Below are 26,713 nucleotides of genomic sequence, written 5' to 3'. Positions count from 1 at the left end.
GCTGAGCCTGGTAGCCGACCAGCCGCCCCAGGAGGGCACGATCTGCTGAGTTCCTTCGTCGCCGCAGCAGATCGTGCCTGCCCGACGCCGTCACGATCCCTGCCGTCGGCCCTGGGGCTGCGGCCGGCTCCCTGCTGCGGCGATCAGTATCTTTTCTTTTTCGAGAATGTTCGTGAAGTCACTACTGTGCCGGTCATCCTCGCAGCGGTAGGTAAGCTGCCCATCCATTCCGGCAGGATTGGCGATATAATCCAATCCCGAGCTTATCGACAGAGTTCTTTTATCGAAACGAAAATGCCTGTCATGGTGTCGTTCTTCCGGCGATGAATCTGTTTTCTTCTCCCCCTTTTTTCCCCATGTTTTGTCCGGTAGCCAGGTCAGCTTGAACTCTTTAATTCCAGTCGTCCCTTCGTAATTCCTTGCAAAGGATTCCACCTCTTTCATTCTGTGTTCTGCATCCTCCCGGTCGCCCTTGTTTTTGTTCGGTAGTACACGTGTCAGGATCTGTATTTTTCTTCCGTGGCTGCTTTTGGGTGAAGGGATCTCGCCTATTTTCTCCCATAGGTATGCGCAGTCCTGAAGATTTCCCCCCGCGTATTTATCGATTAGCACGACATTGGAGGCCCGTATGACCAGTGGTTTTATATAATGGTTCCATAGATCGTCTCGCGAAAGCTGACCCGCGCGGTAGTAGCGGCTGTTCAGCTCCTCCATCTCCCGTAGCTGTTTCGGTGTCACGCCTCGATAGCTGCTGATACATATTCCGCTGGCCTCGTCGGTTCTGCCGTCTGAGCTCGGACTGAAGCCGAATTCTCGGGCCTGGTCGGTGCCCACCAGAAAGTGATCCATGTGGCTTCGCCAGGAAAGAAGATCTTTCCTATTTGAGATTGACATTGCTCGACGGGACGGACGTGCCGATTGGGGGAAGTGGATACGGAATTGGCGGCCGGCACGTCCAAAAATGGGATCCCAGTAGGCTCTGACAGTCGATGGTAGAGTGCTCACCTTCCGCCGGTATTCGCTCACTTCGGTATCATCCAGGCAGGCAATTTCGGCATGCCGGGTAAGTACCGCAGTGAGGGATCGGTGCACCGCATGCAGCTGATACCGGTCCGAGTTGAGCACCGGGTCATCGAAGAAGGAGGCCGCAATTGCGATTCGAACTAACATCTAATACTCCGGCTCGATAGCGCGAATGCGTGCCGTCGGAAATACGTTGTCGGCTCCCGGGTCAAGCTCCCCGTCTCCTGCCCACTGATGGTCCACCGGAAATGCGGTGTAGCGCTCATGATCCATTCCTACTGTAATCACCTGAATATCTTCGGCGCGCTCTTCTTGTAGAGCTACGAGTGCCTGAATTCGCAGCAACATATTCTCGCTGTGGGTCTCGACGACAAGCTGCGGTAGTGAGACCTTTCGGGCGGGATTCGTGGCGCTGTGCAGCAGCTCCTCGATGAGGTCAACCTGGAGATCCGGATGTAGGTGTGTTTCTGGCTGCTCAATCAGAAGTGGGCGCCCACTGTCGCGACTGCACTCAGCGAGGATCGGCAGGAGATGGTTGAAACCGTAACCGACGTTCTGTAGCTGAGACTCCATTCCGTCACGGACAAGGGCTATATCGCTGAGCATAATTTTTGATCGATGTCTTTTCAGGCTACTTACGTCATTGTCGTCGAAGGTCGCCTGTGGATAGTTCCATTGCCGGATCTGGTAAGGGGAACTGAGACGGGAAAGTGCGTCGTTGACACCGTTGATCACGCCTTTTCCTTCACGCTGGCTTGCCAGGAAATGAAAGAGTCTGCCGCCGTCACGGCCCACCCCGTCAGGGCCGTCGTCGTCGTGCCGTACCGGCCGCCGGTCTGGTGGTATACGCCCCGGGCCGAGATGTCGAACATCGCTCAGGACGTGCTCCAGGCTTTCCCTGAGGCGTATTGCGTAGCGCGCCGAAGCGTCGATGCACTGCCAGGGAGAGTCCGAATCGAGCCATATTGCTACGTCGCTCCCTGGCTCGCTGTCGTCTTTTCCGTTAGGGAACCATGATCCGCCTGGGAACCGGAAGCCCTGTATTTTACCCGGGCATAGTCCGGCGACGTTGACAAGAGGCTGAATCGATGCGGCAGTGGCTGCAGCCCAGGTTCCGGCGAGGCTGGCATCCGGGATACCATTTGAGGAGTTGAGGATCGTCCGCAAAAAGACATCGATTGTTTCTTCTGATATTTCAAAGAGAAATTCTTGATCCGACTGGTTGTTGTTTGTCGACGGTGGTTGAAGAAGGTAGGTGGTCGCCTCGCCGGGGTCCAGAACCTCGATCGACTCAAGTTCGCCGCCGGCGCCACTGAAACCGTAGATCGCGACGGTCTCGTTGCCGAAAGCATCGCGCCAACTCACCCCCAGGGAGATGGTCAACTCCGTCTGGTGTCTGTGGACGACTTCGCGGGTGGAGCCCAAGGCGATCAGGCTGTCATTGAGGACCAGCCGTGGCCACTCCTGCCGGGCAGGCTGCATCAAGGACTGGGCGAGCACCAGTAATGCCTGCAGGAGAGTCGATTTACCTGCCGAGTTCGGACCGTAGAGGAGAGTCAGTGGTGCCAGTGGAATGAAAAATGATCCATCCCCGCCCGCGGGCACTCCGAAGGCCTTGAAATTCGCAATGTGCAGGCCGGTGAGAAGCGGACGTGTGTTGGGAAGAGCGGGCGGCGATTCTTTGCGATCACCATCGTCGGTCGGTACATCCTCGTTTTTGACCTGAAGTTCGAGGTCATCTTTTGGAGCGGCGTCGGTCATCGTGGCGGGCCTGTACGGTCGGGGGCCGGGTATACAACGAGCGGGTCGCCGTCTGTAGGCGGGAGGCTTTCGGCCCGCACGAAGCTGTTGGAGCGTTCCTGCTCGTTCTGTACGAACCAGGCATAGGCCTGGCCGCGCGGGTCGGGCGGGACGGGAACCGATCTGTCTATGGCGGCGGGCCGGACCCGCGGATAGTGCACCGGGGTGGACGCATCGCCGAGCGCCGCTGTGAGGAAGGCGGCGAGGTGCGGGCGTCCGGGCCACATGTCGGAGGCCTTCTCGAACACGGCGATGAGCGTGTTGACGTCCGCAGCGGTGCCAGGGAGCTGGTCGCCGAACGAGGCGTAGTAGTCGGCGATGGCGGCGCCCGTACGCAGTTCGGTCGTCTCGGGGTCGAGATCCAACCGGACGCTGCCGAAGCCGAGAGGTTTACCGAGCCCGAATCGGTGATAATGCTCCGCCGGCAGCTGTAGCAGCCACAGCAGAGCGCCGAGCTCCACCTCGGTCAGGTTGATCACGTCCAAGGTGAATCGGAATGTGGTACCGGGTCTGACCCAGCCACGGACCGAACGGTTCTGGTTGTCACGCTGTTCGTCGTCACCGGTGGCAAACGCGCGGTTGTCGGCGGTGAGTTCCTTGCCCGGGCTCTCTTTCGCCGGGCGCCGGTACTCCTGATAGTGCCCTTTGTCATCCAACGTCTGGGTTCGGTCCTCGGTCGGATTCTTCCAGTAGTCGCCAGCCAATCCGGCATGGTGTGGGTACGTCTTGCGGCCACGCAAAGATCGGCCGGGAACGTACCAGTCCCGTCGCGGGGTGCGTGGCGGCAGCGGCATCGGGTACTGCGACGTTCCTGCCGCCGCGTAGAAGCGGCCTTGCTGGGGTTTTGGCTGGCCGAGGATCGCCAGTGGAAGACCGTCCGCGCCGAAATCCGTAACCGTGTCCCCAACGGCATCGCGGCCTACGTCCACCGTGACCGGTCCCACCCGCAGTTGTCCGCGGTATGCACCGTGGCCGTCCGGATTGACCCAGCCGAATACCCGGTCCGCGGGGGACAACTCGTCGCGGGTCGACGCCGGGCGGAGCGACGGGTGAAGAAGATCCTTGGGTGATGCGGAAAAGAGCTCCCGGGCGATCATCACCGGGTACAGGGCGTCGACGTTCCCCCGCGAGTCGAGGAGGGCGTAACAGAGGTCGCCGGGGCGAAGCTTTTCCGCTCCCTCCTCGTACAGGTGGCGACTCCATGCCGTTTGTCCCGGTTTCGGGCCGAGCCATTTCTGCGGTGGGGCGAACTTCTCGCTGCCGCCCCGGGGCGCGCTGCGTGGCCCGGGACCCCGGTCGGTGCTCACGTTCGGCCGCTCCCAGACGTCGGCATGCCGGTGAGCGTTGCGGTAGTCGTTGACGAGCGCTGTCCACGCCTTCTTCGTCGTGTCCGCCAGCTCCCGGGTATGCGAATCGCCGAAGAAGACCCGCTCGTCATGTTTGCGGCTGAAGTTGCGGTTGTTCACACAGACCCAGCCCAAGGCCTCCCGTGTGTCGGAGAGCGGCTCGTGCACGGTGAACCGGTCACGCCACACCGCGTCCGCGACCCTCATGTCAGCCGGGAACGGCTCGCCGGCCCGAGCGATCGCCACCACCTGCCAGTAGCGGAAGTCGGCGACGTGGTCCTGCCGGCGCTTGTCCCAGCGGTAGTGCTGGATCAGCCGCAGCCGGACCCTGACCTCGTCCCGGTGCTCCGGCTCCGACTGGTCGCCGTACAGCACAGGCCGCCGGGATCCCGACCCGTACCGCGGTAGCCAGGCCGCGTACATCACGGTCTGCGGGGACGAGCGCTGGCCGAGCGGCGCGGTACCGGTCAACAGGTCGACGGTGACGGCGTCCCGGCCGACACGCGCCGGTACGAGCGCGAGACCTGCACTGGCGGGCGGCCGATATCCCAGCGGTTCGTCATGGCCGGTGAAGACACCGAGCCGGGAGTTGGTCGCCGCCTCGTAGGCCGCCCGCAACATTCCCTTGACCGCCGTCGGCGGGATGTGTGGCCGGCCGTCCCGCAGCAGTACCGAGTACGTTGTGTGACCCCGGTCGTCCGGCTTCGCCGGCGCGGTGTCCAGCAGCAGCAGCGGTGTGACGGTCGTCAGCGTCACACCGATCCGCCCGCTCCAGCGGTCCGCTTCCCACACGTCGTGGCCAGCGGGTGGGGCGTCTCCGAGAGGTCCCGCACCGTCGCGTGCCAGCGCCGGCACGAACGTGTACGGGTTCCGGAACAGGTCCACGGCGTTGACCGCCGGCCGGGCGGATCCCTGAGCGGACGGTGGGCCGGTCGGGCGGGTCCAGCCGGAACGCTGTCCGTCCCCATGCCGGCTCCCTGGCCTGCGCGGGGGAACGCTGCGCTGACTTGCGCCCGCTTCATTCGATGCGCGGGTGGCAGGCTCTTGCTGCGGGGTCCGCCGGCCGGTGTCGGAGGACGCGGCGGGCTGGGCCGACCGCGTGGAAGGGGGACGGCTCGGCAGCGGGCTGCCTGCCCGGCGGACGCCTCTAACCTGGCCCTTCACCCATTCGTAGTCGACGCTGAGCCCGTCGAGTTCGGCGGGGGCAAGCGCGCCCAGGTCGTCGACCAGGGCCTTGCCCGGTTGCGGGATCCTGCGTCGGTCCGGCCCGTCGACGATCACGAGCCGGCCGCCGTCGGCTCCCGAGGGCTGCCAGTGCAGACGTCCGCTGCGGGTGTGGGTGCTGCTGGCGGCGCCGCTGCTGTGATCAGAGCTGCGAGCCTCACTCATCGATCTGCCCCTCCTCGATGGCGATCAGTCGTTCGTCGAGCACGTAGGAGTTGCCGTGGTCGGGTTCTACCGCGATGTACTCGCGTGCCCGCAGCCGCAGCCTGCGTCCTCGCGGGGGTACCGCCGGTACCCGCAGCGTGCCGATCCGTGCCGCCGACAGCGATACCCAGCCCGCCGGGTTGTCCCCGTCGACCACCTCACCCCACAGCAGGTAGTGCAGATCCACCGTCCGCAGATCCTTCCATTCCTGGCCGCCGGTCACCCGTTCGCCGAGCAGCACGCCCTGGCCGCTGTCACCGCGCCGTACCCACCGCAGTTCCACGTCCGGAGTGAAGGCGCGAGCTTCATAGACCCGGCCGAGGTCCACCTCACCCCCCGGCATACCGCCGTCTGGCGCGCTACACCTACCGTCATCACTAATGGTGGCAATGGTGTAGGCGTCAGGTGACGACAGCAGGGCGATGCCACCTGCCAACTCCGTCACCTGGACGAGCATGCCGGGCAGCGGTCCGCGCAGCGACCGTGACCCGAGCCGTGTTGATCCGCCCATGTGTCCGCTCATGCCGCTGCCTGTTCTTTCCACAGCGCTGTCCACGTGTCCCGCAGCAGCTCTCCAGCCGGTGACGCGAGGTACTCGTCGAGATCCAACGTGCCGTCAGGGGTGTCCACGGTGACGGTCGCGGTGATGTCCCCGAAACCACGGGTAGTGCCTTGGCCGATCGGTAGCCGGTGGTCACGCAGATCGCGTAACACGAGCATCAGCAGCGCCAGGGACAGGTTCGCGTCGTCGCCCAGCCGCGCGATGTCGACGGTCAGCCGGATCGGTTCCCAGCCGATCTGCCACGGCTCCAGGATGGTGAACAACAGTTTGTCGGCCGCGCCGCCGGTCCACCGGTCGATGGCGACATGGTCCGCCTGGCTGAACCCGTGCGACGACAGCCACTGCCGGTGGCTTTGGCTGTTCTGCCCAGAATGATTGGGTTTTTTGGCGGGGCTGTCCTGCGCTGGAAGGCCGCGGTCCGCGATCCTCGCGTCGAGGTCGGGTTCCGTGGCCATTTTCCGCCACAGGTCGCCATCCAGCGGCTGGGACGAGCGACAGTCGGCGACGGCGACCGCGCCCACGCCATAGGAGAACTGTCTGCTGGGTGCGCCTATCGGCTTGTCCGGGGTGTCGGGGCGCTCGTCCTGCTCGTCGGGGAGTTCTTTGATACCCCTGGCCGGGTCGACGGGAATCTCCAGGATCGAGCGGTGGACGTCCCGCTGTGCGGCGGGCGGCGCCGCACCGAACAGCGCCTTTGCCAGGTGCAGCTGATCGAGTTGGGCGCGGAACGCGGTCGCGTCGGTTATTGGGTCGCCGACGGGCCGCGGCGCCCGGCGCTGTTCCAGCGTGCGCAGGATCCGCTCGGCGTGGCTGCGCAGCGCCCCTTTCAGGCTGGATCCGGGCAGTACCAGGCGTACCGTGTCGGTGCCGTCCGCACCCGTCAGCGGCAGTGTGTCGACGGCGACACCAGCCCGATCAGCACGCACCATCACCGGAGCGTCCGGTGTCCAGTCGATGGTGACGGCCAAGCGGGGGTGCAGATCAAGGCCAGGTTCGCCGCGCGGTTCGTCCAGTTCGTCCAGTTCGTCCAGTTCGTCCAGACCGGGACGACCCGGTTGGCCGCGCAGCAGCGCGATCAGGCCGGTGGCGTTGCTGAGATCGTGTTCTTCGAGCTCGACGTCGTGCGCTAGCTGGACGTGGCCGAGCCCACGGGTTACGGCAGCGCCGAGCCGCACCTCGCCATGACCGAGAGCGTCCAGCAACGCCGCCAAGCGGGCGCGGTCACGGAGCCAGCCGACGTCGGCCGGATCAGCTGCACCGGACTCGACGTCGAGTTCGAACCGGATGAACGCCCCGACAGGGACGACTGCCCGGGAGAACAGGATGCCGTAGGCCGCGGCACCGGTGTACCGGTCGATCCCGACCGAGGTACGGGCATCCAGCCGGGTCACCGGGAAGGGCACTTCGCCGTTCGGTTCGGCGCAGATGAGGCCGTCGCGGACGAACACCCGGCTCGCCCGGCCGTCGGTGTTGTCGGTGAATCCCCACAGCTCATCGAGGGTGTTCGCGTCGGTGCAGCGGCCCGTCATCCAGTGGCGGCACACTCCGGCGAGGCTCGTCCCGGGCACGTACAGCCGGGACTTGCCGTCGAGCGCGACCGGCAGGTCCACGTCCGGGTCGTGCCCGAGCCCGCCGACGTGCAGCGGCGAGCACACCTCAAGCCAGCCGCGGACCCGCAGCCGGTGGTGCAAAGGTCGGCCGGCCATCACTGCGCCTCCCGGTTCCGGCGGTGCGCGGTCAGGCAGGTCAGGACCAACGTCTGCACGGCCTCCTGCCACAGCTCCGTTCGCAGGTTCGCGGCGATCGTCGCGGCGTGCGGCGCTTCATGGGTCTGACCTCCGGCCGTCGGCCCCGCGGGGCCGACCCAGCCCAGGGCCTCCCACACCTGGCCCGGTCTGGTGAGGAGGGGCTTCAGCTGTCTGCCGACGCCGTCTGGCCATGATCGTCGGCGGGACGGGTCGACGAGCTTGTCGACGAGCGCTTCGGTGGCCGCGCGGTCAGCCAGCCGGGGCAGGATGTCGCGGAGCTGGGCGAGCTGCGACGGCGGGACCTTGTCGACGCCGTCGCCGAACACCCGGCGTAGGCCGTCGGGGTCGGATGCGACCGTGACGGCACGCCTCGCGATTTCTGCTCGCCAGGCCTCCGTGCGCAGTGCCGCGATGAGCGCGATGTCGTCGGCCGACAGGATGTCGGTGTTCGTGGGCTCGGTGTTCGTGGCATGGATATCCGCCGTGCCCGCGCCGCCGACGGGAATTGTCGTACCCGGTGCGGCACCGGCTGCGGCCCGGGGTTCCGTCCGTGCCGCCAGGGCCTTCTCGGCGGGCTCCTGCGTGTCGGCGAAGCGTGTGATGACCTCGGGTCCGTCCTCGACGCCCCCCGAGGGTCCCGGGACGGCGGCAATGCACAGCTGGCCGAGTCCTTCGCCGCGCCGTTCCCCGAGACCCCCGGTCTCCAGCTCGGCGACCAGCGTCGGATCCAGCCGCGGAGTGGTACCGCCACTGCCGTCACCCGCCGTGAGGTCGTAGCTCACAATGCTGCCGGCGGCCAGGCCGAGCAGAGTCGGACGCGGCCGACACCAGCGGGTGTGCCATGACTCGGTGCGTGTCACCGCGAACGTATGGCTCCGGCGACCGTCCGCCGAGCCGACCTGTTTCAGCGCCGTGGCGGGCAGGCGCAGCTCCCGGGTGAGCGCTTCTCGCAGCAACGCCGGATCGCTGGACGCGCGCAGCCGTTCGTCCAGCAGAATCATGTCGCTGACCAGCCAGACGACGATGCGGCGGGCGTCGACAAGCCGCGCCCGCGGCGCAGGCGGTGACACGGGCGTCGCGCTGACCGTTGCCCGGCCGTAGTCGTCCTTGCGAGAGCGTCCCAGCACCCATGAACCCGACAGGTCCTCGGCCCATCCGGCGGGCAGCAGGCCCGCACGTACCCGTATCTCAGCGACCAGCGGTCGCTTGGTCGCCAGCGCACGGTAGGTGTACACACCGCCGCCCTCGTCGGTCGTCGGCCGTTGCATCGTGTCGCTCACGCTGTTGTGCGTGTGGACCGACAGTGTCGGCCGGACCCGCCGAAGCGGACGGGTGGTGGCGACGTACCCGTCGATCTTGCGGGTCTCCAGCGTGCGCGCGTCGGTGTTGGCACGGTTGATGATCCGACCCGGTTCGGTCTTCACCGCACCGAACGTGCGTGGCACGGGTAGTCCGCGTTCGCCTGCGACGTCCACGGTCGCGTCTGTCACCACCAGGTGGCCGGCGAGGAGCGCGGCCTGGCCTGCCGGTCCGAGGCGTCGCAGCACGCCGGGCAGCAGGGTGGACCCGGGGATGTGGTCGCGGCCCATCACCTGGTTGCCGAGCTGACGCCCGCCGGCCAGGAGCGGGTCGTCCAAGGTGATGCTCAGTCGCGCAATCTCCCAGCCGGGCACCGGGGTCGCGTGAGGCCACGGAGTTGGCGTGACCGGGGATGTGACCGCGGATGTGACCGCGGATGTGACTGCGGATGTGACCGCGGGGGGCGCGGCATCGACGGCTGGTGGCGGCGGGGGAGAGGCGGTTTCCAGCCAGTCCCACCACGGTGTCGGATCGATGATCGACGGGAGTTCCAGTGTGCACCGTCCGTTACCACGGCGCCGTTTACCCCCGATCTGTTCGACGAGCCTGCTGCCGGCGAGCAACAGCGCCGTGACGCAGCGCCGGGCGTTTTCGTCCAGCGGTGCCGCGGACGCCAGGCCGCCCGGCGAGGCGGCGCCGGTGATCTCGAACGTGCCGTGCAGGACTGACCCGACCCGGGCCTGCTCGGAGAACCGCAACATTCCGGGCGTGGCGCGACCGGTGTGCGGGTCGACGCGCACACCCGGTTTGACGAAGGTGACGGCCTCGCGCACGAACGAGTCGCGGGCCAGCACCGCGCGCACGCCATCGCAGTAGCGGGCCGCCCGAATCGACACCGCCGCGGCTACCGGCGGCGCCGTGCTGGCGGGCGGGGAGGGCGCCTTCCCGCCCGCTGCTCCGGCGGCGTCCCGTCCCGTGCCTCGGGTCGTTGTCGGGCTACCGGAAAGAGCCGGCTGGCTACCGAAGGCGAACATCACCCAGCCCTGCCACGGTCCTGTGTCGCTGCCGCCGTCAAGGGCGCGGGCGACAATCTCGCAGGCGTCACGCCACACACCGGTGACGGTCTTCGCCGGCAGATACGGCAGGTCGTCGGCGTCACGGCTGACCAGGTGGTCGACGTCGCCGGGACGTCCTGTTCCGGTACCCGGATGCCAGTCGGAGGTGAACACAAGCCGGTAGGACAGGGGAGTACCGGTGGGAAGCGGTGCAGGACCCGACATCTGCGGCGGCGGCTGCGTCGATATCGACGAGGAGACCGCCGGCTGTTCCTGCGCCGCGGCTGGTGCGGGAGGGGTGGTCTCGTGCGCGGTCACCGGCTTGCCGCCGTCTCGTCGCGGTCACCAATGAACTCCTCGGCGTCCATCGCATCGAGCAGACCTGTGATGTGAACACCGCCTTCCTCCCAGAACAGCGACCAGCGTTCACTGTTGGCGGCCAGCGCAGACAAGCCGCTGCGGCCGTAGCGGTTGCGCAGCAGTTGGAAGCGACCGTCTGCGGTGTCGCGGCCGAGGAACAGCCCGGCACGCAGGGTGTGGGTCTGGCTGCGTGGGAGAGCCCGTCCGCGATCGCTGTCGCCGTCGGTGGGATCGACGGTCCCCCGCAGCGCGGTGACCCGGGCCAGCAGATCCGACCAGCGGCGACCGTCAGCCCAGCCGGCATTGTCATTTCCGGTAACGACGTACGGCTGAGCAACGAGCCGGTCGCCTCCGGGCAACGTCGTGCGTGCCCGCAGATTGTCCAGTCCGGTCGCGGCGCTGTCGTACAGGACGTGAAAGGACAGCGCGCTGGCGCCGACGGCCTTGACCTTCACGCGTTTGGCCTCATCCGTGAGATCGTCGGCGAGCTGATACGCCGAGGAGAACGGGTAGTGCTGCTTGACGACGGCGACGCCGGCCGCCGCCGTGAGCTGCTTTTCCTTAGGGTGCAACAAAGCTGCCGTCCGGTTTTCGAATGCCTGCAGGAAGGCGGCCGTGAAGGGTAACGCCGCAGGTCCGTCGCACACGACCGTGAGGTCGTCTCCGCCGAGAATGAGCGGCAGGACCGGGAAGAAGCTTCCGGATGCGCCCGGTCTCCTGACTTTTTTTATCCCTGGATAGCACCGGAGCTCGTCGAGCGCCGCACGGAAGGCCTCATGTGCCGCGCGGTCGATGCGTTCGGAGTAGACGGCGAGGAGGTCGACGTACCCACGACAGCCTTCGACAGTCTGCCGAGTGGTGAGATTCCGGAGCACCGCACCGAGGCCGTTGACGTCGGCGTGGACAACCGCGACCCACTCGGCGTGGCGCTCCAGGTAGTCGGCTACCGCCTCGATCCCCTTCCGAGCCTCATCCTCATCAATATCGATGCGGGGCTCGGACCCGGTGTCCTCGTCGGCGACCGCCGCCGCTTTCTCCCAAGGGGCAGGGCGTCTACAGCCGTTGGGATCGATCCATCCGACCGTCACCCTTGCCAGCCGGTCGTATCCATCGCGCGCCGCCTCCAGCTTGGCCGCGGACGGGTGTGACCGCGGCACCGGTTCAGCGCTCGCCGCGCTGGAGCGCCGGGGCGACCGGCGACCGGACGTCTCGTCGTACAGGTAGGCGGCGGGCAGGCCGCTGGAGGTGCACTGGTCGACGATGGGCAGCCGTGGAAATCGCGACTGCGGACCGGCCCTTCGTGTACGTACCTCAGGAAGCGTCGCATATGCAGTTGTGATGGCGTCCATCACCGGATCGGGGTCTTCGTCGTCCCACTGGAAGGGAATGACGACACCGCACACGTCGAGCCCCGATGCCACCTCGAGGGCTTTCCGGGTAACCCGGGTAACCAGCTCCCGTGCCCGTTCGCCGTCGGTCAACAGGACCTTGACATCGCCGGAGGTGGCGGTGACCAGTTCGGCGGTGTGTGCCGGGACCCGTGACCGTCTCGTCCATCCGCGGACGAGACCTTTCAGCGATTCTTCCGTCCAGGCGACGAGACTCGCGATCAGGTGGGACGCGCCGACGTTCTCCCGTCGCTTGTTGGTGTCGAAAATGAAGTTCTGGTTGCCAGACGTTTCAAGCAGCACGAGATAGCAGTCCACGCCTACATCCCCTCCCCCTCAGGCCTGACGCGGCGCCGTGGACGGCACACTACGCGTCGGCGCAGGCCGGTCACCATGCCGCCCCACACACTCCTGACGGACATCGGCGCGGTCACCATGCCGCATTGGCGTCCAATGGTTCGAATGTTGTGGATGGCTGGAGGCAGCTCGTCTCGGCGTGCGGCGCCGTCCTCGACCACGGCGACCACGGCGACCACGGCGACCGTGGCGAGAGTCAGGTCAGTACGTCGGTGGGGCGGAAGGCGACGGGGAAGGGCTCGGTGAGTTCGCACGGGTCGACGGCATGGAGGTAGGCCAGACCTTCGTCGAAGTCGACCCGGCCGACCGGCAGCGGCCACTCGACGAGGCCGGTGATGTCCAGCGGCTGACCGAGCGGCCTGTCCTGCGGCTCCTGCGCCATCGGGTCACGGTTCACCGCCACAGCTGTCATGGTGCCACTCCTCCTCGGATTCGGACGGCACATTTGCTGTGAAGCATACGTCGATGAGTGACTGATTTACGACGATGAGCGAAGAATCGTCCGTTGGCTCGCAGTGACCCAGTGGCCGGGTGTTCGAATCATGGGGTTCCCGGGCGTGTCGTGCCTGGTCAGCCGACGATAGAGGGGTGGGTGATGCCGCGGTTCCGCTCACGACCGCCACGGCGCAAAGCGCGCACAACGCCGTGACGGGCGCAACGCCGGATGAACCCATACCGGATGGGCCGGATGGGCCGACGGCCACAGCCAGGCGCCGGTGGTGGACGCGGATAGGGCCGGTGGACGCCGTCTGTGTCGGCGGCCTCGCGGCGCAAACCATCTGGGCGTCAGTCAGCGTGCTGCTGATCCCACGGCTTATCGGCACCCACCCCGTCCTGCTCGAGCTGCTCGGCGCCACGTCTCCGGCCATGGTCGCCGCGGGCGCGTTTGCCCGCGCCGGCAAAGCCGGCCTTGCCGTGGCCCTCGCGGCGCCGACGGTCGGGTGGGTGCCGTTGGATGTGTTCGGCTGGTGGGCGGGACGCCGGTACGGGCGGCCGGCGGTCGACATCCTCACCCGCGGTCGTCCGCGCAGCCTCGACTTCGCCGACCGTGTCGACCGGATGGCGCGACGGTGGGGATTCGGCGCGCTGGTGCTCGCGCCCTGGCTGCCCGTCCCGAATCAACTGATCTATGCGGCCACCGGCTGGCACGGCATGTCGCTGGTCCGGTTCCTGATCGGCGACGCCATTGGTACGACCCTGCGCACCGGGGTGATCGTCAGCCTGGGCTACGCCGTGGGCGACCAGGCGGTCGATCTCGCCACCGCGATCTCCCATGACACCGTTCTCAGTTTTGTCACGCTGACCGCCCTGATGGTCTCCTGGGCGGTCTTCCGTAACCGCCGGAGTCTGCGCGGTCTACTTGCCCGTGCTCGCCCCCGCCCGCGGGCGTTGCGAACGCCGCGGCGGGTCCGGGGCGAGCCGCCGACGCCGGACCCGTCGGACCCGCCGGAGCCGTCGGAGCCGTCGGACCCGCCGGGCGGTCCCACGCCGGACCCGTCAGACCCACCGGGCGGGTCCTGACCGGCAGAGCATGGGCCAGCGCCGGGCGGGGCCACACCCGGCGGGGGGTCAGCGCCAGGCGGTCTCCGAGACAGGGGAGCGGCCGATGAGCGGGCGCCACCACGACTCGTTGTCGCGGTACCAGGCGACGGTCTCCTTCATCCCGTCGGCGAAGCCGATCTCGGGTGCCCAGCCGAGCTCGGCCCGCAGCTTGGACGAGTCGAGCAGGTAGCGCCGGTCGTGCGACGGCCGGTCCGGCACGATCGTCTTCAGTGACGCGGGCAGGCCCAGCTCACCGAGGACGGTGTCGGCGATGGTCTCGATGTCGGCCTCGACGCCGCTGCCGACGTGGTAGGTCTCGCCGACCCGGCCCCGCTCGAGCACCGCGTCGATCGCCCGGCAGTGGTCGGCGACGTGCAGCCACTCCCGGCGGTTGCGTACCGAGGCGTACAGCGGCAGGTTCTCACCCTGCAACGCCCGGGTGACGAACAGCGGGATGACCTTCTCCGGGAACTGGTACGGCCCGTAGTTGTTCGAGCAGTTCGTGATGGTCACGGGCAGGTCGTAGGTCAGGCCGTAGGCGCGCACCGCGTGGTCGCCGCCGGCCTTCGCCGCGTTGTACGGCGTGCGGGGCAGGTAGGGGGAGTCCTCGGTGAAGGCGCCCGGGTCGTCGAGGTCCATGTCGCCGTAGACCTCGCACGTCGAGATCTGGTGGAAGCGCGCCACACCGACCGTACGGGCGGCCTCCAGCAACGTCTGGGTGCCGATGACGTTGGTGGAGAAGAAGTCCCCCGGGCGGATGATCGCCAGGCTGTTGTGTGACTCGGCGGCGAAGTTGACCACGACGTCGACGTGGTGCTCCCGCAGCAGCGACTCGATCAGCTCGCGGTCGCGGATGTCGCCGTGCACGAAGGTGATCGCGTCCAGCACGTCGGTGAGGTTTTCCCGGCAGCCCGCGTAGGTCAGCGCGTCCAGGGCGACCAGCTGGTCGCCAGCGTGGTGCTCGCGCCAGTATCGGATGAAGTTTGACCCGATGAAGCCAGCGGCCCCGGTCACCAGTAGCGTCGACATGGTGTGAACGTCCCCCTTGGGATGAAGTCGTGATCGGCGGCCCCCGGACCGCCCGGACGCCAGCCTCTCATGTCGGTTACTCAGCCCACTGCTCAGCCCACGCCAGGTGCTCAGCCCGGCCGGGCGGCTGCGCTGGCGCTGGTGGCGGGGCCGCCGCGGTGATGGCGGCGGGGCTGCCACACCGCGCTCGAGCGCGGTGGCTCCCTCCGGACGTCGCCTGCGCGCCGCCCGCCGGGCACGACGGCGACGAAGGTGACGAACGCGGTTCCCGCCGGCTGCGCCCGGTGCACCCAGGTACGGGCGAGCCAGGTGACCGTACTCTGTGACTATGGGCTCGGTGGTGAAGTTCGTGGGCGCAGGCCGGGTGCCGAGGCACGCGATCGAAGTTCGACCGAACAGGCCCTTCGTTCGCTGACGTCCCAGGAAGGCCACGTACATTTATGATCATCGCGTCCGACCTGGAGTTGCGCGCTGGCGCCCGGACTCTTATCGAGGCGGTGTCGTTCCGTATCCAGCCGGGTGACCGGATCGGGCTTGTCGGCCGCAACGGCGCGGGTAAGACGACGCTGCTCAGGACGTTGGCCCGCGAGACGCTGCCGTTCGCCGGAAAGGTCGACATCCGCGGCGACCTCGGTTATCTCCCCCAGGAGCCCCGGGCCGGCGACCCGGCGGACAGTGCCCGTGACCGTGTCCTGTCCGCCCGCGGCCTCGATGTGATCGTGCGGGAGATGGAAAAACTCCAGGTGGAAATGGCGGAGCTGGTCGACGATGCCGCGCGGGACGTGGCGATCCGTCGCTACGGCCGCCTTGAGGAGCGTTTCGGCACCCTCGGCGGATATGCGGCCGAGGCCGATGCGGCCCGGATCTGCTCCGCGCTGGGGCTCGCGGACAGGGTGCTCGGCCAGCAGCTGGAGACGCTGTCCGGCGGCCAGCGCCGTCGGGTCGAGCTGGCTCGCATCCTGTTCGGTGGCGCCGGTGACACCGACGCCACCCTGCTGCTCGACGAGCCCACCAACCACCTCGACGCCGACTCGATCATCTGGCTGCGTGAGTTCCTGCGCTCCCACAGCAGCGGGCTCGTGGTGGTCAGCCACGATGTCGATCTGCTGGACCGCTGCGTCAACAAGGTTTTCTACCTCGACGCCACCCGTGCCGCGCTGGATGTCTACAACGTCAGCTGGAAGACCTACCTGGCCCAGCGGGAGCTTGACGAGCGCCGGCGGCGGCGGGAGCGGGCCAACGCCGAGAAGAAGATCGACGCCTTGAAGGCCCAGGCCGACAAGATGCGGGCGAAGGCCACCAAGGCCCGCGCGGCCCACCAGATGGACCGCCGGGCCGACCGGCTTGCCGCCGGGCTCGCCGCGGTGCGGGTCGCGGACCGGGTCGCCAAGCTGCGGTTCCCCGATCCGGCTCCGTGCGGACGGACCCCGCTGACCGCCACCGGCCTGTCGAAGTCCTATGGGTCGCTGGAGGTCTTCACCGGAGTCGACCTGGCCATCGACCGTGCCGCGCGGGTTGTCATCCTCGGCCTCAACGGTGCCGGCAAGACGACCCTGCTGCGGATGCTCGCCGGTGTCGAGTCCCCGGACACAGGCGAGGTCCACCACGGTCATGGGCTTCGGCTGGGCTACTACGCCCAGGAGCACGAGACCCTGGACATCAACCAGTCGGTGCTTGACAACATGCGCGCTACCGCGCCGAGCACCTCCGACGTGGAGCTGCGCCGCATCCTCGGCGCCTTCCTGTTCAGCGGCGACAGCGTGGCCCAGCCGGCCGGCACGTTGTCGGGCGGGGAGAAGACCCGGCTGGCGCTGGCCGGCCTGGTGTGCAGCGCCGCGAACGTGCTGCTGCTGGACGAGCCCACCAACAACCTTGACCCGGCGTCGCGGGACGAGGTCCTCGCGGCCCTCGCCACGTTCCGCGGAGCGGTCGTGCTGGTCACCCACGATCCGGGCGCGGTGGAGGCGCTGGCCCCGGACAAGGTGCTCATGCTGCCGGACGGCGTCGAGGACTCCTGGTCCGCGGATCTTGTCGAGCTGATCACGCTTGCCTGACCGGGGCGGGCGCCGGTGCTGTACCCGCCGGCCGTGCCACAACCTGTGGGGGAGCGTCGAGCAAGGGATGGTCGTGTGAGCGCGGAAGGTGGCACGAAGGCGGTTCTGGCCGCGCTGTCGGCCAATCTGGGGATCGCGGCGGCGAAGTTCGTCGGCTTCCTCATCACCCGGTCGTCGTCGATGCTGGCCGAGTCCATCCACTCGGTCGCGGACTCGGGCAACCAGGTCCTGCTGCTCGCGGGCCAGCGGCACGCGGCCCGGCCCGCTGATGAGGAACACCCCTTTGGCTACGGCCGCTCGCGCTACATCGCCGGCTTCCTCGTCGCGATCGTGTTGTTCAGCGTCGGCGGGCTGTTCTCGGTCCATGAGGGGGTGGCGAAGCTGCGCCATCCCCATGAGCTCGACAGCGCGCTGGTGGCGATCGTCATCCTGCTGGTCGCGACCGCGCTGGAGGGATTCTCCCTGCGGACCGCGGTCGCCGAGGCCCGGCACGTCAAAGGAGCCGCCTCCTGGTGGGAGTTCATCCACGCCGCGCGTGCCCCGGAACTGCCGGTGGTGCTGATGGAGGATCTTGCCGCGCTGGTGGGCCTCGTGTTCGCGCTTGCCGGCATCGGTCTCACCATCGTGACCGGCGACCCGGCCTGGGATGCCGTGGGCACCCTCGCGATCGGCATCCTGCTGCTGGCGGTGGCCGTCATCGTGGCGGTCGAGACCCAGGCGATGCTGGTCGGGGAGGCGGCCACCCCGGCGATGGTCGCCGCCATCCGCGACGCTCTCGCGGAATCGCCGCACATCACCCGGGTCATCCACCTGCGCACGCTGCACCTCGGCCCGGACGAACTGCTCGTGGCAGCGAAGATCGGCATGGATGTCACGCTTACCCTGCCGGCTGTCGCGTACGCGATCGACAGCGCTGAGGCGCGGCTGCGGGCGGCTGTACCGATCGCGCGCAGGGTCTACCTGGAGCCGGACATCGCCCGGGAGACCGATGAACCGCCCGTGCGAGCGATGAACCTCCCGTCGGCTGGCCGCTGACGCCGCCGGGCGCGCCGGCTGGTCGGCTGGTCGGCGCACCCGGTCGGGGCAGGTGGCCGGTTGGCCGGCGCCGGCTGTCACAGCGTCCCGGGCAGGAAGGCGCGGGCGACAATCGCGCTGAGGGCTCCGACGCCGGTCAGGCCCAGCGGAAGGGCTCCTGCCTGGGTCATGTCGCCTGGACGGTCCGGGCGTGGGTCAGGCGCCAGCGCGGGCACCAGCAGCCAGCAGTAGAACGGCAGCCAGGACCGCCCGGGATCGACCGCGGCCAGGCCGGTCAACATCCCGAACCCGATCGCGGGGACGGCACCGGCGAGAAAGGGCCATCCAGGGGTGAGCCGGACGCGCCGCGCCGCCCGGATGATCGTTGGCCCGCAGGCGACCAGCACAACCGTGAGGCCGGGAGGAACGCGCGCGACCCACGCCGGCACACCCGAGCCGATGCCGGGGATGTGCGCGGCGGCGTGGGCCACCTGGTCACGCGCGACAGTCAGCCCGTCCGGCCAGGAGAACCCCAGCAGCGCGGCCACGGACAGCGGCACCAGAACGCACGCGCCAGTGATCACGTTGAGCAGCGGCCGCCGGCGGACGAAGTAGACGGCCACAACCGCGACACCCAGCCAGGGGATCCCGTAGCCGCACAGCGTCGCCACGCCGATGCCCAGTCCACATGCTGCCGCCCACCACAGCCGCCGCCCCGGCTCGGAGCCGATGACCCCGAGCGTGACGGATGCGGCGGCGAGTGTCGCGGCCAGCGCGTCCGCGGCCGGGAGCCATACCGCCCACGGCGCCAGCACCAGCACCGGGACGAACCGCCGGGCGGCCCGTTCATGGCACAGTGACCGGACCGCGATCGTGACCAGCGGGACGGTGGCCGCGCCCACGAGCGTCAGTATGGCGCCGAGCGTGCTCGGCGCCCCCATCCCCAGCCGCGTCAGCGCCCACAGCAACAGCGTCAGGCCGGGGGGATGGGTGCGGGTGTCGTAACCGTAGGCGGCGGCGTGCTGGGCGTACGTCCGCAGGAACCCCAGCGGATCCGCGCCCACGGCGGCCATGTCCGACAGGTAGCCCCGCTCGCCGCCCAGCGGGGCGGCCAGGCCGCCACAGCCGCTCACCGAGGCCAATGCCAGGGTCCACGCCACCGATGCCGCGTATCCGACGACCAGCAGCGGACCCCACCGGATCCGAATGTGAAGATCCTGCCATACCGCGATGATGACCACGGTCATGACGGCCGGAGCGAGGAGGGACGCCAGCGAAATATGCGCGCGTCGCTCCGCCGTGAACGGTATGCCAACAAGCGTCCTCGGCAGCGGCACGGTATCGCTCCCGCCGCCGCGCAGCAGTGCGGTCAGGCCCAGACAGGCGATTACCGTACCGATCCACACCGCGATTTCCCCGAGCCCGGCGCTGCCCGCACCGGGTTCTCCGCCGGCTTGCCGGTTGCCGCCTGGATCCTGGCCGCCTGATCGAATCGAGGTCCGCAAAGACGTTCTCACGACCGCACGCCCGGCGCAATGACCACATGTGCACCGTAGCCAGGTCGACGCTGCTGGGTTCGGATGGTGCACGATGTTCCTGGCGCGGATTCGACGATGTCCGTTGCGGCGCGCTGAAGTCCCTGTTCGGCCAGCCAGGGCGATGAGGGACGCTGGTCTTCGCTGGCGTCGGCGGACGCGCTGTTTCTCCTGCCGGGTGGGCGGAACAGCTGTGCTCCCGTGGCCGGGCGTTGGTGTTCCGGTGGTGGGAGGAAGGGAAAGGCTGGGCCTATCCCGGGGGTTGCTCGGGCGCGCGAAGAGGATCAGTGTGATGGATCACATGCGCTTCGAGTGGCGCGTTCACCGCGACTGAGTGAAGATCGGTTCGCAGATCATCTATCACGGAGGGGGCCACATTGGCCGAGCTTAGGAAAGGAACCCGGATCACCGGCGCGGAGCGCGACAAGCTTGCATCAGAGCTTCGGAAGAAGTATGAGGCGGGGCAGAGTATCCGCCTCCTCGCTGAGTCGTCGGGTCGTTCGTACGGGTTCGTTCATCGGATCCTCTCGGAGTCCGGAACGACTCTGAGAGGCCGAGGCGGCGCAACCCGAGGCAGTAAGAAGAAGAGCGTCTGATCATGTCGCGACCGGCCGCCGTCGATCTGGCGGCGGCCGGGGTGACCCTGGCGATCGAAGGCTCACGGGCGACCGTAACCATTGATCGCCAGGATCACGACGCCGGATGGGCGCGTGCCGCGTCCACCGCGGGAGCGCTGGCGGATATCGGGAGATGTCTATCCGGGAACATCCGGCTTGTGCTTCTGCGGATCATCGGTGGTTTACCGTGCCCCGATCGTGGTCGAGTCGATGCAGCCGCTGCTGACGGCTTGGAGCGGCCCGGTACGACGGGCCTCGGTACAGCGGGTATGACGGGTATGACGGGCGTCGGTATGGATGGCATGGGCAGCCGGCCGCCCGCCCAGTGCTGGTTGTCCCGGCCCGACCTGTTCAGCGTCGCTGTCGTCAGCGGGTACGCCGTGGACGCGCTTCACTTGGCGCTCGCCTGCGATCTGCGGGTTTTCTGCGAGGACGCATATCTGGCCATGACCGGAATCCACCAGGGACTCGTCCCGGCGCTGGGCGTGTCCCGCACGCTGGTTGATCTGATTGGTTACAGCCGGGCGCTTGATCTCTGCGTGACGGGACGCGTGTTGTCCGGGAGGCAGGCGTATGAACTGGGGCTCGCGGAGCGGCTGGTGGCCCCGGGCGATCGGGATGACACGGTGGAGGATCTCGTGACCGGGCTGCTGGCGGCACCCCGCGGGCTGGCCGTTGAGATCAAGGCGCTGTTGCTGCACAGCCGTGAGCGCACCCGGAAGGATCAGTTGCGGGCCGAACGCGATGCCTGGCTCCGCACCGCGCGGGAGGCCGCGCCACCGGGATGAGATCTCACCGGGATGAGAGCGCGGGAATGATCCGCTGGTGGGGCCTGCTTACAGTGTTACACAAGCAGCGGCATCGATTCCTGGGGTGGACTGATGAGATTTGCGGAGGGCGGGCCGCCCATCAGCGCACGGGCTTTCCAACGTGATCGTTCGATTGTGCATCAGAAACTTCGGCCAGGTACTCTGCGCCGGATCGTGGAGTTCGCACGCCCGTACCGGCGGATGCTGGCCGGTTTCCTCGTGTTGATCATAATTGACGCGGCGCTGGGCGCCACCACGCCGCTCATCTTCAAATCGATCATTGATGATGGCATCATCCCCGGCCGGGTGGGTGTTGTGGAGGCGCTCGCGGCGCTGGTCGGGCTGATCGCCGTCATCAGCGCGCTGCTGGCTCTGGCGCAGCGCTGGTTTTCCGCCCGCATCGGCGAAGGCCTCATCTTCGACATGCGGTCACGGGTATTTGATCATATCCAGCGCCAGCCGCTGGCCTTCTTCACCCGCACCCAGACCGGCGCGCTGATCTCCCGGCTGAACAACGACGTCCTGGGCGCGCAGTCGGCCTTCACCGGGACGCTGTCCGCCGTCTTGTCCAACGTCGTATCCGTCGGTTTCGTGCTTGCCGCGATGGTCGCGCTGTCGTGGCAGATCACCGTCGTGTCGTTGGTCCTGCTGCCGGTGTTCATCATCCCGGCGCGGCTGCTCGGCCCGAAACTCGCCGCGCTCACCCGGGAGGGCTACGGGCTCAACGCCGAGATGAACACGACGATGACCGAACGGTTCAACGTGTCGGGGGCGATGCTCGTCAAGCTTTACGGCCGCCCGTCAACGGAGAACCACGGCTTTGTCGCCAAGGCCGCCCGCGTCCGCGACATCGGGGTGACCCAGGCCATGTACGGCCGGATCTTCTTCGTCTCGCTGACCATGGTCGGGGCGCTGGCAACCGCGATCGTCTACGGGGTCGGCGGACGCTTCGCGGCCGAGGGCGCGCTCGAAGTAGGCACGGTCGTCGCGCTGACGTCGTACCTCTCCCGCCTCTACGGGCCGCTGACCCAGCTGTCGAACGTCAACGTGGACGTGATGACCGCGCTGGTCTCCTTCGAGCGGGTGTTCGAGATCCTCGACCTGACGCCGGCCATCGCCGACCGGCCGACCGCGATCGACCTGCCGCGTGGGTCCGCGACGATCGAATTCGACAACGTCGACTTCGGTTACCCGGCCGCGGACGAGGTCTCGCTGGCATCGCTGGAGTCGGTGGCGGTGCTCGACGGCCGGGTGCCCGAGCCCGTCCTGCACAACGTCTCGTTCCAGGTGGCCCCCGGTGAGCTGGTGGCGTTGGTAGGCCCGTCCGGCGCCGGCAAGACGACGATCAGCCAGCTGGTGCCGCGGATGTATGACGCGCGTTCCGGCACGGTGCGCGTCGGCGGCCATGACGTCCGCGACGTCACCCTGCGGTCACTGCGCGACGCCGTGGGCGTTGTCACCCAGGACGCGCATCTGTTCCACGACACGATCCGGGCGAATCTCGCCTACGCCCGTCCGGAGGCGAGCGAGGAGCGGATGTGGTCGGCGATGGAGGCGGCCGCGATCGCCTCCGTCGTGCGGGCGCTGCCCGACGGCCTCGACACGGTTGTCGGTGACCGTGGCTACCGCCTCTCCGGCGGGGAGAAGCAGCGCCTGGCCATCGCCCGGCTGCTGCTCAAGGAGCCTTCGATCGTGGTCCTCGACGAGGCCACCGCGCACCTGGACAGTGAGTCCGAAGCGGCGGTCCAGCGGGCGCTGGCCACCGCCCTGGCCGGCCGGACAGCACTGGTGATCGCGCATCGTCTGTCAACGGTTCGTGATGCCGACCGGATCCTGGTGATCGAGGGCGGCCGGGTGGCCGAAAGCGGGCGGCACTCCCAGCTGCTGGCCAGCGGCGGCTTGTACGCGGAGCTGTACCGCACCCAGTTCGAAGGCCAGCGTCCGGTTCCGCCGGTGCTGGTGGCCGAGGGCCGGGCCCCTCGCGGTCGCGGCGAGCCCGAAGCCGTGGCCACGGCTGTCAGTTAGAGCGCGTTTGAGATCGTCATTCCGGCTCGCCGCGCCCAAGCGGCCCCTGGCCGCGTTCTCGGCCAGGCCGATACCACTCATCCGGTATCGGCCTGGCCCGCGGCTTTGCCGGCAGCCACCTGGGCGCGGCTGCCTGGTCGAACGGCAACGTCTGGAACACGCCGAGCACCGCGGCCGGCCGGCCGTGTCGTTCTCAGGCCTGGTCGCCCGATGGCCCGCCCGACGCGTCAGGCGACGTTTTCCGTATATGTGTGCCCGGATTCACCGTGGACCGGCCGGGCCATTTCACGCGGGCCGTCCGGGCTGTTGCCGCGGGCCGGACGGCGTCACATCCCCGGGGTGCCGGGGACGGGCAGGACTACGCCGGGCGTCCTTTGCCACTGTCGGTGGGAGTCTGGTCGGAGGCGTCATCGCCACTCGCCGACGCCGCATCGGGCTCGTCATGCGGGAGGGAAATGTCGACATCGCCGGACGGATGGCGGTGGATCGCCGGGTTTTCACTCATCTGCCTGCCCACCGTGACCTGGGTAGTTATCCTGGACCTGCCCGCCTGCGCAGCCGCTGGGGAGCTCGCCGGGGAACTCTCGGCTCCGGTGCCGACGCTCTGATCCGGTTCGTGTCCACGCGCTCCGCAGCAGTGCGGACACGTTGACCGTACGCCTGGTCGCCACATAACGCAGCCGATGGCGTAGCTGGGTCCTTTTTCCTGTAGACGAAAAACGTTCCGGGTGTCGTTCAGTCGATAGCGGGGGCGGTGTCCAGGCCCCCCGCATCATTTCCTAGGCTTATCCCGTGTCTCGTCGCGCGAAAATTGTGTGTACACTCGGTCCGGCCACCAGCTCTCCCGACATGATCCGGGCGCTGGTCGAAGCCGGAATGGATATTGCCCGTCTCAACCTCTCGCATGGCTCCCATGATCAACATGTCGAGACCTACCTGCGCATCCGCGCCGCCGCTGACGCCGTCGGGCGCAGCGTCGGCATCCTGGTCGATCTTCAGGGGCCGAAGATCAGGCTGGGGAAGTTCGGGTCCGGGCAGGTCACCCTGCTGCCCGGCCAGCACTTCACGATCACCACCGATGACGTCGTCGGTGACCAGAACCGCGTGGGAACAACGTTCTCGGGGCTGACCGCCGACGTCTCCAAGGGGGACCGCATCCTCGTCGACGACGGCCGGCTGGTGCTCGATGTCACAGACGTGATCGGCGCCGACGTCCATACGACGGTTGCCATCGGTGGGCCAGTCAGTGATCACAAGGGTATGAACATCCCGGGCGCGGCCCTCGGCGTGCCCGCGTTGACCGACAAGGACACCGAGGACCTCCGTTTCGGGCTCGGCCTGCCCGCTGACATGATCGCTTTGTCCTTCGTCCGGTCGGCTGCCGACATCGAGAAGGTACGGACGGTGATGGACGAGGCCGGTGTGCGTATCCCCGTCCTTGCCAAGATTGAGAAGCCGCAGGCTGTCGATCAGCTTGAGGAGATCGTCGAAGCCTTCGACGGTCTGATGATCGCGCGTGGCGACCTGGGCGTGGAAATGCCCCTGCAGGTCGTGCCGCTGGTCCAGAAACGTGCTGTGTCATGGGCGCGCGAGCGCGCGAAGCCCGTGATCGTGGCCACCCAGGTGCTGGAGTCAATGGTCCACGCCCCCCGGCCCACCCGTGCCGAGGCCAGCGACTGCGCCAACGCGGTCCTGGACGGCGCTGACGCGATCATGCTGTCGGCGGAGACCAGCGTCGGTGACTACCCCATCGAGGCGGTGTCCACGATGGCTCGGATCATCGAGACGGTAGAAGTAGATCTTTCTCGGATCCCGCCGCTGCGGACCCGTCCACGGACGGTCGGCGGCGCCCTGGCCGAAGCCGCGGCGAACGTCGGCGGCGCTATGGGGGCCCGTTACCTCGTCGCGTTCACCCAGAGCGGGGACACCGCACGGCGGCTCGCCCGGTATCGCAGCCCCATCCCGTTGCTGGCCTTCACCCCGGTGCAGGCGGTCCGCAGCCAGCTGGCTCTGCTGTGGGGCGTCGAGACCTTCCTGGTGCCGTTCGCGCACAGCACGGACGAGATGGTCCGGCAGGTCGACAGCGCGCTGCTGCACCTGGAGCGTTGCCGGCCGGGTGAACTGGTTGTCGTGGTCGCGGGGACACCGCCGGGGGTGGCCGGGATGACCAACACCATCCGGGTGCACCGCATCGGCGAAGAGGTATAGCCCTGCCCCAGCGAGTGCCTTCGGCGCGATCTGGGAGCCCGTCTCCTGGGCTGGTCGTTGTGGGGGGTTTGTAGATCACCTGATGATGATCTACAAAGGGGAGGGGTCGGTGCGTCCGCTCCGCGGAAACCTGGGGGCCCTGGCTCGCGGGCCGCCGCCGAGCCGTGAGAGGACGGATCAGCCCGTAGTGCCCGCGTCACGATGATGCGGCCCGGGGCCGGGCTGGACATCCGCGCGCTGTGCGTCCCGGCCGGCTGTGGCCGGCTGGATGCGGCTGATCAGGTTTACTGGGTGGTCAGGCGAACGGATGGCAGGACTGTCCCACGGTCGTGGCAGTGTGCGCCATTGGTGTGAACGCCGCTGTTCCAGCGGGCGGAGGTCCTGGGGACCCGCGAGGCGATGGCCTGGTTCCCAGGGGCTTCAGCTCCCTGGGCCATTCGCCGGACCCTGACCCGGCCCAACCGACCCGGGAGCGTGTCATGACCGAACAGCCGGCGCGGCGGCCTCGTGAACGGCTTCGTGAAACAGACCGCGGCAACGATGCCGCCGAGGGGCAGGGCTCTTCGCCGGCTGAGGCCCAACCCGGTACGGAGCGCCCGGCGGCTCCGTCCGGCCCGTCCGCCGATCGGCCGGATCCGCGGACCGAGGCGCCCGCCCCGCGCCGGACAGGCACGGTGCAGCCGCGTGGGCAGTCCGGGGCGCACCGTTCCCCGCCGGCCGCTGCTCCTTCGTCCGCCGCTCCTTCGCCTGGCGCCCCCTTGGCCGGCGCTGCTGTGTCCCCCCCTGAACGGGGCTCCGGCGGCCAGCCGCCGGTGGCGCGCCCGGCGCAGGCGAGTCCTCGACCGGTGAGTCCCGCGTCGGTGAGTCCCGCACCGGAACGGCCCGCACCGGAACGGATGCTGCCAGTGGCTCAGCGGCGGGTGGCGTCTCAACGGGCCGAGGCACCGGCCGGCACGACGGCCGCGGCGGTGCCGACCGGCCAGGGTGACAACGGGCCATCGCGGTCCGGACCGGAGCGCCAGCAGACCCCGCGGCCCGCACCGGGCCGTGCCGCCGCGGACGCCGCGAAGGACTCAAACGGCGCGGGTGCTCGCCCGGACCCAGCCGCGACTTCCTCCCGGCCGGCGGCACCCGTGCGACCGGCCGCGCCGAGTCCCGGTCCCGCATCCAGCCCTGCCGCCGGCCCCGCTCGGACAGCGCCGGGGCTGCCGGCGACGCCGCGTGCGGAACCCTCGCGTACGGAGAATCGCCAGGTTGAGAACCGGCGGCCCCCGCAGCCCCGGCAGGCGGCACCGAACGGACCCCGGTCGGCTGATCGCGGGCCGGTGGACCGCCAGCCGGGCGGCGCGGCAGCCGAGGCGGCCAAACCCACCGAGACCAGGTCACCCACAGCGCCGCGGCCTTCCCTGGAGGCCCCCACCACGCGGATTTCCCCGCAGCGATCACGGTCACCAGCGCCGGAGACAGGCTCCGAGCGTGCCGAGCCGCCGCCCTGGACGCCCGCGCCCCAGCCT

18 protein-coding genes and 1 pseudogene are annotated in these 26,713 nt (G+C 68.3%); 8 read left to right on the top strand and 11 right to left on the bottom strand.

Going from position 1 to position 26,713, the window contains the following annotated elements:
• Positions 1–90: 90 nt before the first annotated feature.
• From MJ777_RS00875 to MJ777_RS00840, 8 genes are all read right to left on the bottom strand, one after another.
• Positions 91–1,170: a hypothetical protein gene (locus MJ777_RS00875; protein ID WP_239372466.1), complete on the bottom strand. Its 1,080-nt coding sequence runs from the start codon at positions 1,168–1,170 to the stop codon at positions 91–93.
• Positions 1,171–2,784, bottom strand: coding sequence for an AAA family ATPase (locus tag MJ777_RS00870; RefSeq protein WP_239372465.1), 1,614 nt, complete (start codon positions 2,782–2,784; stop codon positions 1,171–1,173). It abuts the gene before it with no gap.
• A complete protein-coding gene (locus MJ777_RS00865) occupies positions 2,781–5,558 on the bottom strand; it encodes a TIGR03986 family CRISPR-associated RAMP protein (protein ID WP_239372463.1) in 2,778 nt (925 codons plus the stop codon). The genes MJ777_RS00870 and MJ777_RS00865 overlap by 4 nt, the downstream gene beginning before the upstream one ends.
• On the bottom strand, positions 5,551–6,108 hold the full coding sequence (csx19, locus tag MJ777_RS00860) for a CRISPR-associated protein Csx19 (RefSeq protein ID WP_239311030.1): 558 nt from the start codon (positions 6,106–6,108) through the stop codon (positions 5,551–5,553). Before csx19 ends, MJ777_RS00865 begins: the two co-directional genes overlap by 8 nt.
• A gap of 8 nt (positions 6,109–6,116) precedes the next feature.
• Positions 6,117–7,865 carry an RAMP superfamily CRISPR-associated protein gene (locus MJ777_RS00855; protein WP_239372461.1) on the bottom strand — a complete coding sequence of 583 codons (1,749 nt, stop codon included), beginning with the start codon at positions 7,863–7,865 and terminating at the stop codon, positions 6,117–6,119.
• A complete protein-coding gene (locus tag MJ777_RS00850) occupies positions 7,865–10,579 on the bottom strand; it encodes an RAMP superfamily CRISPR-associated protein (protein WP_239372453.1) in 2,715 nt (904 codons plus the stop codon). The genes MJ777_RS00855 and MJ777_RS00850 overlap by 1 nt, the downstream gene beginning before the upstream one ends.
• Entirely contained in the window at positions 10,576–12,327 is a 1,752-nt protein-coding gene (locus tag MJ777_RS00845) for a hypothetical protein (RefSeq protein WP_239372451.1), read from the bottom strand. The genes MJ777_RS00850 and MJ777_RS00845 overlap by 4 nt, the downstream gene beginning before the upstream one ends.
• Positions 12,328–12,562: 235 nt before the next feature.
• On the bottom strand, positions 12,563–12,778 hold the full coding sequence (locus MJ777_RS00840) for a hypothetical protein (RefSeq protein ID WP_239372449.1): 216 nt from the start codon (positions 12,776–12,778) through the stop codon (positions 12,563–12,565).
• A 326-nt stretch (positions 12,779–13,104) separates the two neighbouring features.
• On the opposite strand from MJ777_RS00840, the gene MJ777_RS00835 reads away from it, so the two are divergent.
• Positions 13,105–13,887 carry a DedA family protein gene (locus tag MJ777_RS00835; protein WP_239372447.1) on the top strand — a complete coding sequence of 261 codons (783 nt, stop codon included), beginning with the start codon at positions 13,105–13,107 and terminating at the stop codon, positions 13,885–13,887.
• A gap of 48 nt (positions 13,888–13,935) precedes the next feature.
• Here MJ777_RS00835 and rfbB read toward each other — a convergent pair whose 3' ends face one another.
• Positions 13,936–14,937 (bottom strand): dTDP-glucose 4,6-dehydratase, encoded by a 1,002-nt coding sequence (gene rfbB / locus MJ777_RS00830; protein ID WP_239311332.1) that lies wholly within the window; start codon positions 14,935–14,937, stop codon positions 13,936–13,938.
• Between the two features lie 440 nt (positions 14,938–15,377).
• Here rfbB and MJ777_RS00825 point away from each other — a divergent pair, with 440 nt between their 5' ends.
• Both MJ777_RS00825 and MJ777_RS00820 read left to right on the top strand, forming a co-directional pair.
• Positions 15,378–16,991, top strand: coding sequence for an ABC-F family ATP-binding cassette domain-containing protein (locus MJ777_RS00825; protein ID WP_239311333.1), 1,614 nt, complete (start codon positions 15,378–15,380; stop codon positions 16,989–16,991).
• Positions 16,992–17,066: 75 nt separating this feature from the next.
• On the top strand, positions 17,067–18,026 hold the full coding sequence (locus tag MJ777_RS00820; protein WP_239346319.1) for a cation diffusion facilitator family transporter: 960 nt from the start codon (positions 17,067–17,069) through the stop codon (positions 18,024–18,026).
• 77 nt (positions 18,027–18,103) lie between these two features.
• On the opposite strand, the gene MJ777_RS00815 is transcribed toward MJ777_RS00820, so the two are convergent.
• Positions 18,104–19,522, bottom strand: a complete 1,419-nt coding sequence (locus tag MJ777_RS00815; protein WP_239372445.1) for a hypothetical protein — start codon at positions 19,520–19,522, stop codon at positions 18,104–18,106.
• A gap of 395 nt (positions 19,523–19,917) precedes the next feature.
• Here MJ777_RS00815 and MJ777_RS00810 point away from each other — a divergent pair, with 395 nt between their 5' ends.
• From MJ777_RS00810 to pyk, 5 genes are all read left to right on the top strand, one after another.
• Positions 19,918–20,136, top strand: coding sequence for a helix-turn-helix domain-containing protein (locus MJ777_RS00810; protein ID WP_131766260.1), 219 nt, complete (start codon positions 19,918–19,920; stop codon positions 20,134–20,136).
• A gap of 2 nt (positions 20,137–20,138) precedes the next feature.
• Positions 20,139–20,945 (top strand): enoyl-CoA hydratase-related protein, encoded by an 807-nt coding sequence (locus tag MJ777_RS00805; RefSeq protein ID WP_239372443.1) that lies wholly within the window; start codon positions 20,139–20,141, stop codon positions 20,943–20,945.
• 93 nt (positions 20,946–21,038) lie between these two features.
• Positions 21,039–22,991 carry an ABC transporter ATP-binding protein gene (locus MJ777_RS00800; protein ID WP_239372441.1) on the top strand — a complete coding sequence of 651 codons (1,953 nt, stop codon included), beginning with the start codon at positions 21,039–21,041 and terminating at the stop codon, positions 22,989–22,991.
• A 455-nt stretch (positions 22,992–23,446) separates the two neighbouring features.
• Positions 23,447–23,599 (top strand): hypothetical protein, encoded by a 153-nt coding sequence (locus MJ777_RS00795; protein ID WP_239311338.1) that lies wholly within the window; start codon positions 23,447–23,449, stop codon positions 23,597–23,599.
• A 184-nt stretch (positions 23,600–23,783) separates the two neighbouring features.
• Positions 23,784–25,199: a pyruvate kinase gene (gene pyk / locus MJ777_RS00790; RefSeq protein ID WP_239311339.1), complete on the top strand. Its 1,416-nt coding sequence runs from the start codon at positions 23,784–23,786 to the stop codon at positions 25,197–25,199.
• A 928-nt stretch (positions 25,200–26,127) separates the two neighbouring features.
• Here pyk and MJ777_RS00785 read toward each other — a convergent pair.
• Positions 26,128–26,713 (bottom strand): annotated as a pseudogene (locus tag MJ777_RS00785) (hypothetical protein); the annotation flags it as partial.

Origin of the sequence: Protofrankia sp. Cj5 (assembly GCF_917627405.1) — a bacterium.
In the GTDB taxonomy this organism is placed as follows: domain Bacteria; phylum Actinomycetota; class Actinomycetes; order Frankiales; family Frankiaceae; genus Protofrankia.
Note: the sequence above shows the minus strand (reverse complement) of the source record. Positions and strands in the feature narration are given on the sequence as shown.